Genomic DNA, 11,309 nt, shown 5'->3' with positions numbered 1-11,309 from the left:
TTATTAGAAAGTTACATTTAAATTAAGACCTACACTTTTTGTAGAAGGCATACCATACACATCAACACCTTGCAAACCTTCACCTGAACTTAATGCAATATTTGGATCAAAAGGAGCATCTTTATATATAAAGAATAAATTTCTTGCTATTAAAGACAAACTAGCTGATTGTAAAAAAGGTAAAGATTTAGTATTAAAAGTGTACCCCAAAGAAATTTCCCTAACACTTACATTAGTAGCGTCATACACATATTCTCCAGTAGCTTTATTTCTTCCACCAACATTATTATAATATTGAAAAGCATCCATTGTTGTAACTGGTGTTACACCATCAGCTTGCACAGCATCAATATTAACAACACCGCCATTATTTCTAGCATCTCCTGTAGCTTTTGAAACTCCATTATAATCATTTATAGCTTCAGTCAAACTCATTACTTCACCGCCAAATCTACCATCAATAAGTACATTCAAATTAAAAGCTCCGTATTTAAAATTATTTGATAAACCCAACATAAAATCAGGATTAGCATTACCAACTTCTTCCCAATCTGTTAATTGAACATTTCCTGTACCATCTAATAAAATTTTACCATCTGCATTTCTTAAGATATTTTTACCTTCGATTATACCAAAAGGTCTTCCTTCATTCAACACATAACGGTAGTTGTTCGAACCAGATGGAGTCAAAACAATTTGACCACCTAATTCTTCAGGAATTCCAGTAACTATATTTTTATTTTGAGAGTAATTTACAGTAGCATCCCAAGAAAATTTGTCTTTTTGAATGATTCTACCATTTAAGATAATCTCCATACCTTTATTTTGTACACTTCCTCCATTGTAAGCATAATTTGTATATCCATTTGGATCAGTAGAAGGAGCAGCAACAGTAATCAATTGATTATCAGTAGTTGAGTCATAATAAGTGAATTCAAATCCAAGTCTGTTATTAAACATTCTCCACTCAGTACCAAACTCCCATGCAGTTTGCATTTCTGGTTTCAAAGAAGACCCTGGTCTTGGTCCTACAGATGGTGGAACAAGAATTCCCCCAACAATTGTAGACGAAGGAGTTGTCAAATAAGAAGGCAAATCATTTCCAACTTCGGCCCAAGATGCACGAACTTTACCAAAACTAATCCATTCTGGCATTTTAGTCATTTCGCTGATAATTCCTGACAAACCTACTGATGGATAAAAATAAGAGTTTGTATCTGTGTTTACCAATGATGATGACCAATCATTTCTACCAGTTACATCAAGAAATAAATAGTTTTTATATCCAAAATTTGCTGTTGAAAAAACAGATTGAATTTCTTTATTACCACCTGCTACTTGTTGATTTTCTGAATTATTTACAAAGTTTCCTAATGTAAACCAGTTAGCGTATACTAAACCACCACTTCCTCTGCCAGAGTTTAATATTGTAGAACCATTAGCCGTTTTAGAAAAACTTGTTCCAAGAATTCCGTTGAAGCTAAAATCCTCGTTGATATTAGTATTGAATTTAGCTAATAAATCACCATAATTCTGAGAACCAACAGTATTAACATTGATATAAGTACCATTGATGTGAGAAAGCGATGTAGCTGAAGTTGCATATATTTCTTTTTCAAAAATTGATTCCAAGCGATCGTAACTATATCTTGCAGATAAAGTAAACCAATCATTAACCGTATAATCCAAACTTAATCGCCCTTTGAAAAATCTATCTTCGTTTATTGATGCATTTCTCTTAATCAACCAAAATGGATTTTGTGAATCTTCATTTGGGGTAGTGATCCAATTTTGAGCCATTAAATTTCTTGAAGGATCAAAAACCTCAAAATTTTGTTTGTAATATTCCAAAGAATTTCCACCTCTTGGCATCGAATAAACAGCAGTTATTGGATTAAAATAGAATCCATTTACTGGTCTGTTATTTATTTTCTGACTTACATAATTTGCATTTGCCGTTACTGTAAGTTTATTATCTAAAAATGTATTGACTTGGTTAATTCCAAAATTATTTTTATTTAACTTATTCCCTTCAATAATACCTGAAGCAGTAGTATTTGCATAAGTTAATGTTGTAAAAGATGTATCAGTACCTGATGTAAATCCCAAAGAAGTAATTTGTGTTGAACCTGTTTTGAAAAAATCTTCAACTTCATCTTTAAAATTTCCTTTAGTATAAGTTCCATCAGGATTTTTACCCCAAGTTGTTGAAGCTCCAGCTGCTGAAGAAGCTACATATTGATTTTGAAATTTAGGTAAATAAGCTGCTTGATCAAAAGTAGTAACAGATGAGAATTTCAAATTGCTTTTTTGTGATTTAGCTTTTTTAGAAGTTAACAAAATAACTCCACTTGCACCTAAACTTCCGTATAATGCCGCTGCCGAAGCTCCTTTTAATACTGTCATTCCATCATAATCATCTGGATTTAAAAGAGAAATAACATCTCCACCGTCTGTATTACCTCCAGCCAAACTACCAAAAGTTTCATTTGGTTGAGACGTACTTGAACTCATCAATGGAACACCATCAATAACATAAAGAGGCTGATTATTTGTTAAAGATGAATTTCCTCTAATCACAACCTTTGTTGACCCACCAGTACCAGAAGCACTTTTAGTAACTGCAACACCTGCTATTTTTCCTGCTACAGTATTCATTAAGTTAGCATCCTTAACTCTAACAAGTTCTTCAGCTTTTATTTCCTGTATAGACGAAGTTACCGATTTTTTAGATTTCTTAATCCCTAATGAAGTTACAACTACCTCTGTCAACGCAGTAGAAGCTGCTGAATTCAACTTTACATCGATTGTTGAAGACTCTCCTACTACTACATTTCGCGTTTCATATCCTAAGTATGAAATCACTAATGTTGAACCCGGTTTAACTTCAATTGAAAATTTACCGTCATAATCAGTTGAGGCACCATTAGTTTCGCCTTTTACGTTAACATTTGCACCAGATATCGGAGTACCCGTCGCATCTGAAACAAAACCATTGATTTTTTTTACCTGCGCAAGGGTTACTTGCGTCGTAAAAATAATCATCACGATTAAAAAAATTTTTCTCATTTTTAAATTATTTTTGTTAGTTATACTGTAAAATTATATTGAAGGTGTCTTTCAAAAAAATAAATTAAACCAACAGCATTACTTTTTAAACCAACGACATGTTTTAATCAATAATGCGTTTTTCGAAAACGTTTTCTTGTGTGTTTTTTTAATCTTTATGACATTTTTACAACTTTTTATTCAGCAAAATACCTTTTTTAATGACAAAATGATTATTGTTGCATAATAAAACAGTACCCTACCCGAGTTTCTATTCAGTACTATATTTTAAGTGTTAAAATGAAAAAAATAAACTTCGATATCAAACTCAAAAATCATGTGTGGTTTTGGGTAATCTACTTTTTACTCAATTTCTTACGATGGGGCGCTTATTTCAATGATTATAGTTATTCATTCAAATCAAATCTTATAGAATTTGCGCTTCACATTCCATTAGTATATTTCAACATATTAGTACTCATTCCTCTGTTTGTATTAAAATCGAAATATATCAAATATACCTTTTCATTATTAGCAAGCTTAAGTGTCGTGTATTTGTTAAAAACAGGACTTACTTATTTCATAATTTCAAAAAACATCTGGCCCGAAGCCAATCGCGATTACAGACCATTCGAAATAAATCATATAGTAGCAGTTTGTATTGGGGAATTGTATGTTCTTGCCATTGCCTCTTCTATTTACTTAATGCTAACTTGGTTAAAAGAAAGAGATCGAAACAAAGCGATAATGGAGAATCAAAATAAAATAAAATTAAAATATTTAAAAAATCAGATTCAGCCTCACTTCTTTTTTAACACTTTAAATAATTTATACGCCTTATCATTGGAATCATCAGACAAAGTTCCTGATGTGATCATTAAATTGTCTAATTTAATGGAATATGTTCTTTATGAAATAGATGACACTCAATTTGTTCCACTGATAAATGAAATTGATTATATCCAAAATTACATTGAAATAGAAAAATTACGATTTGAAAATGTAGAAGTTAGCATCAATCTTGAATCCGATATCGACAATATAAAAACCCCTCCTTTATTATTCATTTCGCTTATTGAAAATGCGTTTAAACACGGAGGAGTAAATAACGAGAAATTAAAGATAAAAATTAATTTCAGAATCGTAAATTCAAATCTCGAATTTGAAATAATAAATAATTTTGTAATTTCACCATCTTTAAAGCCTAAAAAAGGAATTGGTCTGTCTAATACCAAGAAAAGACTAAAACTAATTTTTAAAACTAATTTCATCATACAACAGATGATAAAATTCAACTTTTATATTATCAAAATACAAATACCTTTATATAATGAAGATTAAATGCGTACTTATTGACGATGAGCCTTTGGCAATAAAAGTATTGCTCAATTATTTTGATAATTTTTCAGAATTTGAAATAATTGGAACATTTAACAATTCATTAGAAGGACTCGAATTTATAAATTCAAATAGTGTCGATGCCGTTTTTTTGGACATTAACATGCCACTGATGACCGGTTTTGAATTAATAAGTTTACTTGAAAACAAGACACGAATCGTCATCACAACTGCTTTCAGGGAATTTGCTGCCGAAAGTTATGACTTGGAAGTATTGGATTATTTAGTAAAACCCATTCCGTTACCTCGATTTATAAAATGTATTCACAAAATTGAAGCCGAACACAATTTAAAAAATAATATCAAAATTGAAAACCATCGTATCGAACCACACCTTTTTATTAAAGTTGATAAAAAAATGGTAAAAATCAATATTGATGAAATTCTTTTTGTGGAAGGAATGAAAGAATACATTAAAGTGGTTACCTCCGAAAAAACATATATTACACACAAATCATTAACTTCCTTAACCGAAGAATTACCTGCTGACCGATTTATGCGTATTCATAAATCGTATACAATCGCCTTAAATAAAGTGAAATCGATTGAAGGCAACAGAATACAAATTTTATCCTATACAATTCCTATAGGCAGAAATTACAGTAAGGAAGTAAAAACCAAAATCCTCGAGTAATTTCGCCATTAAACCAGGTCTTTATTGCCATAAAACATAATAAAATCGCCATTTGTTGACGAAATAATGTCGTTTATATAAAAGTGAAAAACTTTATATAAGAAAATTTTTTTTTGAAATTCTTAACAAATATATTTACAGTCTTGCAGCATCAAATAATCAATTAATAACCACAAAAAAATTAAATTTTAAATTATGAGTTCAGAAAATTCACAAACCAAATGGGGACAATTTATCCCCTTAGTTATCGTATTCTTCTTTTGGGGATTTGTTGCTGCAAGTAACGACATTCTTATTCCTGTTTTCAAAAAAGCATTTGATTTAACGCAAGGTGAAAGCCAATTGGTCGCTTTTGCTTTTTATATTGCCTATACAGTAGGCTCGCTCATTTACATGGGAGTTTCTTTCTTAATCAAAGAAGATTTAGTAAACAAAATTGGATACAAAAATGGACTATCGCTTGGATTACTTATTTCTGCTTTAGGTACACTATTATTTTATCCTGCAGCCAATACTGGTTCTTTTACATTAATGCTCGCAGGACTTTTTATTGTTGGTTTGGGATTTTCCCTGCAACAAACAGTTGCAAATCCATTGGCGATTGCCTTAGGTCCTATTAAGACGGGTTCTCAACGCTTAACATTAGCTGGTGGTATCAATAATTTTGGAACTACAATTGGACCGCTAATTGTTAGTTTTGCTATTTTTGGTTCAACTGCGAGTGGTAACACCGATGCAAGTATTGAGAGCGTAAAAATTCCTTACCTAGTATTAGGATTTGCATTTTTAGTAGTTGCTATTTTATTAAAATTCTCATCATTGCCAGAGCGACCAGAATTAATAGAAGAAGACGATTCTAATGACGGAATAGCTGTAAAAACATCAGCACTGCAATACCCGCAATTGGTAATGGGTATGATTGCCATCTTTTTATATGTAGGTGTTGAAGTATCTACAGCAAGTAATTTACCAGCTTACATGGAAAGCAAATTAGGCTTTTTAACCAAAGACGTGGCTCCTTACATATCTTTATATTGGGCGAGTTTAATGATTGGTCGTTGGACTGGAGCAGTTGAAGCGTTTACAGAAAATATGAGTTTACTAAAAATATTGAGATTTCTTGCGCCTTACTTAGCATTTGGAGTGTTTTTAGCTGTAAATGCCATGGCAAATCACGATTTAACTCCTTTTTACATTTACGGTTTAGTAATTTTAGTGTTAATTGGAGCTGATATGGCCAGTAAAGGGAATCCGGCAAGAATGTTGTTGATTTTTTCTAGTTTAGGTATTTTGGCTACAGCTGTCGGAATAACAACTAGCGGAATGATCAGTGTATATGCCTTTACAAGTGTAGGTTTGTTTTGCAGTACATTATGGCCTTGTATCTTTACTTTAGCAGTAAGCGGATTAGGAAAACACACCAGTCAAGGAAGCAGTTTCCTTATCATGATGATTATGGGTGGTGGTTTCGTAAGTGTATTTCAAGGGAAAATTGCTGAAATTATCGGTATCCAAAGCAGTTATATCGTTGGTATTATTTGCTTCGCTTATCTTGCATTTTACGCATGGAAAGTAAGCGGCATTTTAAGAGCACATGGAATCAATTTTGATAAAAAAGTATCTGGAGGACATTAATCAGTTTGTAGATAGCAGATTTCAGACTGAAGTTTGCTGTACAAAGAAAATCCCATTTTGCAATAAATAGCAGAATGGGATTTTTTTTAGAATTAAAAGAAGATTGTTTTGCGAAAATTCAAATCGCTGAGAATCGCTTATATAATTTTTATTCGACCCTAGAATCAAATATTGAATTTTCAGCTCGAGTTGACAAAACAAAAAAAGTCTCATTGCATTGTGAAATGAGACTTTTTTAATACAGCACCCCGACTGCAACCTGCAATCTGAAAACTGAGTATTTTTTTTACTTGTTCCCTTTCTCGAAATCAGCAACAAACTGTGCCAAACCGATATCTGTCAATGGGTGTTTCAACAAACCATAAATAGCAGATAATGGGCCTGTCATTACATCAGCACCAATTTTTGCACAGTTTACGATATGCATTGTGTGACGCACAGAAGCTGCCAAAATTTGTGTCTCATAACCATAGTTATCGTAAATCTCTCTGATTTCTTCAATCAAAGCCAAACCATCTGTAGATATATCATCCAAACGCCCAATAAATGGAGAAACATAAGTCGCACCTGCTTTTGCAGCCAATAAGGCTTGACCAGCAGAGAATACTAAAGTCACATTAGTTTTAATTCCTTTATCTGAGAAATATTTAGCCGCCATAACTCCTTCTTTTGTCATTGGCAATTTAACAACGATTTGATCATGTAAGTCAGCTAATTCTTCACCTTCTTTAATCATTCCGTCGTAATCCAACGCATTAACTTCGGCACTTACATCTCCTTCAACCAGATTACAGATATCAACATAATGTTTCAAAATGTTGTTTTTTCCAGTAATTCCTTCTTTAGCCATCAAAGATGGATTAGTCGTAACTCCATCCAAAACGCCTAATGCTTGTGCTTCTTTAATTTGAGCTAAATTAGCCGTATCAATAAAAAATTTCATAATATATTTATATTTAATTGTGTGTTTCAAATGTGGGCGTGACCACAAGGGTCGGGTTTTTCGCTATATCTTTTTTAGTTTCCTTTTGCTTCGCACAGGATACTAAAAAAGGATACCGCTGCAACCCCTCACGCAAAATCGGTGCAAAATTACAACTTATAATGATTCATCAGCATTTTTTCATACATTTTATCAGGAAGAACTCTTTTTAAGACAATCGAGAATTTTTGCATAAAAGCACCTACTTTATAATGAATTTTAGGATTTGGATTTTGAATAATAGCATACACGGCTTCTGCCATTTCATTTGGATTTCCCCCACTGTCAACATGCTCATCCATGGTTTTTAGATTATTCCCATAGGGCAATTCATAAGCTGAGCCTTTAATTACTGGAGCGTGAAAACGTCCTGCAGCAATATTGGTTGCAAAATCTCCCGGAGCTATATTCGTAATTTGGATTCCAAACGACTTCACCTCCATACGTAAAGCTTCAGTAATTAATTCCAAAGCTCCTTTTGAAGCCGAATAGATACTGCGATAAGGCAAACCCATATACCCAGCAATTGAGGTCATATTAATAATTAATCCTGATTGTTGCGAACGCATTTGTGGCAAAACCGCTTTCATCACTTCAATAGGACCAAAAAAGTTGGTTTCAAAATTATTTTTAATTTCCGCCATCGGAATTTCTTCCAAAGGACCTGTTATACCAACACCTGCATTATTAATCACAACATCTAGTTTCCCAGAAGTAGCTATAACTTTGGCAATAGCAGAATGAATCGAATCAGCATTTCTAACATCTAAAGGAATTAAAGGGAAAACCGAATTGAGAACACGTTCCGGATTTCTACTCGTTCCATACACCACAAATCCCTTATGATACAAAAATTCACCAATAGACTTCCCTATTCCCGAAGATCCACCTGTAATCAATACTACTTTATTCATTATTTTATATTATGGATTATGATCAGTTTACAAATACAACATACTGTATTTCAAAATAATCGACTTTTCAATTTATCAACTAAATTGAAATCTCAATTTGGGTAAAAATAAAAAAATCCTCCCGAAGGAAGACTGCTTTTGCATAATTCTTTAAAAGAATTTGAAAATTAAAAAGAAAAAAATGGCAAGCGATCTACATCGCACCGCTCAACCACGTACCCTTGCTATGTTCCCATCCTGGGGGAGTCTGCAGGAGCTGGTCGTGTAGGACTTGCCAGTGCAAATATACAATCTTTTTATATTTTTGCAAGGGCTTTGCCTCTTAAAATTATCGTTGTATATTGGCTTTTTAAAATATCAAAACTATGAAAAACTATAACTTCCTATTTATCATTTTCTTAGGAATCATTTTAACAAAATGCGGGAACACAAAAAATGGTGAAAATTCTATATTTACCTTCGATAATTCCAATTATAAAGCACAATATGTTTCTGATGATGCGCTTTTATTAGGTGTTTTAAACCCAAATTCTAAAGAAATCGACAGCATTATCTATTATGTTAATGATAAAAAAGTAGGTTTCAAAAAAGGAAATGAGAAACTAAACTTCAACTTAAAAGATCAAAAATTGGGTTACCAAAATCTTAAGGCTTTAGTTTATTTTGGAGGCGAAAATTCTGAAGCAACTGCAAGAATAGAATTGGTTTCTAATGTGCAACCTAAATTATTAAAATACAAAATTGTAAATACTTTTCCACACGATATATCTGCATTTACTGAAGGCTTTGAGTTTCACAATGACACATTATATGAGAGTACTGGTTCTGGTACTAGTGGTTCAGGAATAAGCTGCAAATCCTTTTTACGAAAATACGATTATAAAACAGGAAAAGTATATAAGCAAATTAACCTTGACGAAAAATATTTCGGAGAAGGAATAACCTTTATAAACGGTAAATTATACCAATTGACCTGGCAGGAAAAAACAGGTTTTATATACGATGCTAAAACACTAAAATTAGAAAAAACCTTCACTTATGACAAGGACATTGAAGGTTGGGGAATGACCAATGATGGCACTTATATTTACCAAACTGATAAAACAGAAAAAATTTGGAAAATGGATCCAAAAACCCAAAAAATGATTGACTATATCAATGTATATTCGGGCGATTCCAAAATAAAAGCCATCAATGAATTGGAATGGATCAATGGTAAAATTTACACCAATGTTTGGACAAAAGACGCCATTGCAGTGGTAAATCCAAACACTGGAGCTGTTGAAGGAATTTTGGATATGTCTGGCTTACGTAAGTTTCTTAAAGTGACTCAAGATGATGTTCTAAACGGAATTGCTTACAATCCCAAAACCAAAACCATATTTGTAACTGGAAAAAACTGGGACAAGATGTTTGAAATAACAGTTTCTGAATAAATTAAAAATGACTACATTAATAGTAAATATTAAAGAACTACTTCAAGTTCGAGAAAATTCCGTTTTAAAAGTGTCTGGAGCTGAGATGGCTATTTTGCCAACAATTAAGAACGCTTTTTTACTTATCAAAGACGATTTGATTGCTGATTTTGGTTCTATGGATAATTTACCAAAAATTATCGCCGACACCACAATTGATGTGTCTGGTAAAATAATCCTTCCCTCCTGGTGTGACAGCCATACTCACATTGTCTACGCTGGCAATCGCGAGCAAGAGTTTGTTGATCGCATAAATGGAATGACCTATGAAGAAATTGCCAATCGTGGTGGTGGAATCTTAAATTCGGCAAAAAAACTTAACGAAACTTCCGAAGAAGAAATTTACACTCAATCAAAAGCACGTCTCGAAGAAGTAATTCGACTGGGAACCGGAGCCGTCGAAATCAAATCGGGCTATGGTCTCACCGTTGACGGAGAGCTGAAAATGCTGCGTGTAATCAAAAAATTATCCCAAAACTACCCCATAGCCATAAAAGCAACTTTTCTTGGAGCACACGCCTTTCCTGCTGCTTTTAAAGAAAATAAAAAAGGATACATCGATTGTATTGTTAACAAAATGCTTCCTGAGATTGCCAAGAACAAATTGGCCGATTTTATTGATGTCTTTTGTGAATCAGGTTATTTTTCAGTCGAAGAAACCGAACAAATTATGAACGCAGGAATAGCTTTTGGCTTAAAGCCAAAAATACATGTCAATCAATTTAATTCTATTGGCGGTATTCAAGCGGGTGTAAAATACAATGCGCTTTCAGTAGACCATCTGGAAATAATGACTCCAGAAGACATTGAAGCCCTAAAAAATTCAGAAACAATGCCAGTCGCTTTGCCTTCATGTTCGTATTTTTTAAGCATTCCTTACACGCCTGCACGCAATATGATTGCAGCAGGACTCCCTTTGGCGCTTGCAACCGATTATAATCCTGGTTCTACTCCATCAGGAAATATGAATTTTGTTGTTGCCACTGCCTGCATTAAAATGAAAATGACTCCCGAAGAAGCTATAAATGCCGCTACCATAAACGGTGCATATGCAATGGGAATTTCAGAAACTCATGGAAGCATAACAAAAGGAAAAAAAGCCAATCTAATCATTACAAAAACAATCCCATCATACTATCAATTGCCTTATGCTTTTGGAAGTAACTTAATAGATAGTGTGCTTTTGAATGGTAAAATCTATTAAACGACGACACTACTTTCTA

General features: G+C 33.1%; 8 protein-coding genes and 1 other RNA gene. 5 read left to right on the top strand and 4 right to left on the bottom strand.

The genetic code is table 11. The annotated features are described in order from the left end of the window. Positions 1-3: 3 nt before the first annotated feature. Positions 4-3,069: a SusC/RagA family TonB-linked outer membrane protein gene (locus KZH69_RS16910; RefSeq protein WP_219318662.1), complete on the bottom strand. Its 3,066-nt coding sequence runs from the start codon at positions 3,067-3,069 to the stop codon at positions 4-6. 279 nt (positions 3,070-3,348) lie between these two features. On the opposite strand from KZH69_RS16910, the gene KZH69_RS16905 reads away from it, so the two are divergent. From KZH69_RS16905 to KZH69_RS16895, 3 genes are all read left to right on the top strand, one after another. Further along, positions 3,349-4,389, top strand: a complete 1,041-nt coding sequence (locus tag KZH69_RS16905) for a sensor histidine kinase (protein WP_219318661.1) — start codon at positions 3,349-3,351, stop codon at positions 4,387-4,389. Continuing rightward, a complete protein-coding gene (locus KZH69_RS16900; protein ID WP_219318660.1) occupies positions 4,379-5,080 on the top strand; it encodes a LytR/AlgR family response regulator transcription factor in 702 nt (233 codons plus the stop codon). The genes KZH69_RS16905 and KZH69_RS16900 overlap by 11 nt, the downstream gene beginning before the upstream one ends. Positions 5,081-5,275: 195 nt before the next feature. After that, complete coding sequence (locus KZH69_RS16895; protein WP_219318659.1) at positions 5,276-6,715, top strand: MFS transporter; 1,440 nt, start codon at positions 5,276-5,278, stop codon at positions 6,713-6,715. Positions 6,716-7,001: 286 nt separating this feature from the next. Here the strand turns inward: KZH69_RS16895 and fsa are convergent, their stop codons facing one another. From fsa to ffs, 3 genes are all read right to left on the bottom strand, one after another. Continuing rightward, entirely contained in the window at positions 7,002-7,658 is a 657-nt protein-coding gene (gene fsa / locus KZH69_RS16890) for a fructose-6-phosphate aldolase (protein ID WP_111410476.1), read from the bottom strand. 149 nt (positions 7,659-7,807) lie between these two features. After that, a complete protein-coding gene (locus KZH69_RS16885; RefSeq protein ID WP_219318658.1) occupies positions 7,808-8,611 on the bottom strand; it encodes an SDR family oxidoreductase in 804 nt (267 codons plus the stop codon). 179 nt (positions 8,612-8,790) lie between these two features. Continuing rightward, an RNA gene (gene ffs, locus KZH69_RS16880) (signal recognition particle sRNA small type) lies at positions 8,791-8,888 on the bottom strand. Between the two features lie 88 nt (positions 8,889-8,976). On the opposite strand from ffs, the gene KZH69_RS16875 reads away from it, so the two are divergent. Together KZH69_RS16875 and hutI are read left to right on the top strand one after the other, a co-directional pair. After that, positions 8,977-10,047 carry a glutaminyl-peptide cyclotransferase gene (locus KZH69_RS16875; RefSeq protein WP_219318657.1) on the top strand — a complete coding sequence of 357 codons (1,071 nt, stop codon included), beginning with the start codon at positions 8,977-8,979 and terminating at the stop codon, positions 10,045-10,047. Positions 10,048-10,054: 7 nt separating this feature from the next. After that, on the top strand, positions 10,055-11,290 hold the full coding sequence (gene hutI / locus KZH69_RS16870; protein WP_219318656.1) for an imidazolonepropionase: 1,236 nt from the start codon (positions 10,055-10,057) through the stop codon (positions 11,288-11,290). The last annotated feature ends 19 nt before the right edge of the window (positions 11,291-11,309 follow it).

Source organism: Flavobacterium taihuense (genome assembly GCF_019351435.1).
GTDB classification, from domain to species: domain Bacteria; phylum Bacteroidota; class Bacteroidia; order Flavobacteriales; family Flavobacteriaceae; genus Flavobacterium; species Flavobacterium taihuense.
This window is presented reverse-complemented; position numbering and strand designations above follow the sequence as displayed.

Excerpts from the sequence above, each read along its gene's own strand:
- fsa (WP_111410476.1), bottom strand. The coding sequence starts at position 7,658 with ATGAAATTTTTTATTGATACGGCTAATTTAGCTCAAATTAAAGAAGCA.
- KZH69_RS16895 (WP_219318659.1), top strand. The coding sequence starts at position 5,276 with ATGAGTTCAGAAAATTCACAAACCAAATGGGGACAATTTATCCCCTTA.
- KZH69_RS16885 (WP_219318658.1), bottom strand. The coding sequence starts at position 8,611 with ATGAATAAAGTAGTATTGATTACAGGTGGATCTTCGGGAATAGGGAAG.
- KZH69_RS16875 (WP_219318657.1), top strand. The coding sequence starts at position 8,977 with ATGAAAAACTATAACTTCCTATTTATCATTTTCTTAGGAATCATTTTA.
- hutI (WP_219318656.1), top strand. The coding sequence starts at position 10,055 with ATGACTACATTAATAGTAAATATTAAAGAACTACTTCAAGTTCGAGAA.
- KZH69_RS16910 (WP_219318662.1), bottom strand. The coding sequence starts at position 3,069 with ATGAGAAAAATTTTTTTAATCGTGATGATTATTTTTACGACGCAAGTA.
- KZH69_RS16900 (WP_219318660.1), top strand. The coding sequence starts at position 4,379 with ATGAAGATTAAATGCGTACTTATTGACGATGAGCCTTTGGCAATAAAA.
- KZH69_RS16905 (WP_219318661.1), top strand. The coding sequence starts at position 3,349 with ATGAAAAAAATAAACTTCGATATCAAACTCAAAAATCATGTGTGGTTT.